Origin of the sequence: Streptomyces sp. SID13726, assembly GCF_010548375.1 — a bacterium.
In the GTDB taxonomy this organism is placed as follows: Bacteria; Actinomycetota; Actinomycetes; order Streptomycetales; family Streptomycetaceae; genus Streptomyces.
On sequence record NZ_JAAGLY010000816.1, the window covers coordinates 1 to 392 of the forward strand.

The 392-nt window shown below is 74.5% G+C and carries 1 protein-coding gene; it reads left to right on the forward strand.

Annotated elements, in window-relative coordinates:
- Positions 1-164: 164 nt before the first annotated feature.
- Positions 165-392: hypothetical protein (locus tag G3I78_RS50460; RefSeq protein ID WP_203616623.1), on the forward strand; the 228-nt coding region annotated here is incomplete at its 3' end.

Consider the following 392-nt stretch of genomic DNA (forward strand, 5'->3'; position numbering starts at 1 on the left):
CTCGCGGGAGTCGGGAGCGTCGGGCGCGAGGGGCTCGGGGGACGGCGTCGTCGTCATGGGCACAGGTCTACCGCGTCCCGCCGACACGCGTCACCCGTCACGCGTCACTCAGCACCCGGGCAACGAGGCACCCGGGCACCCGGCACCTGCGAGACTGGCCGCCCATGATCGCCACCGTCCTCGTCGCGCATCCCTGGCTGTCGCCGCTCGCCCTCCTCGTCCTCGTCGTCGTCGGACCGCTCGTGGGCGCGTGGCTGGCGGGCCGCCGGCCGCTGGCGTGGGTGCTGTTCGGCGTCTCCCTGCTCCCGGTGCTCCTGCTGACCCTCGTGCCGGTCGACCGCGAGCTTTTCGCGGTGTGCACCGTGAGCTGGTCGCTGCCGACCCCGGGTCGG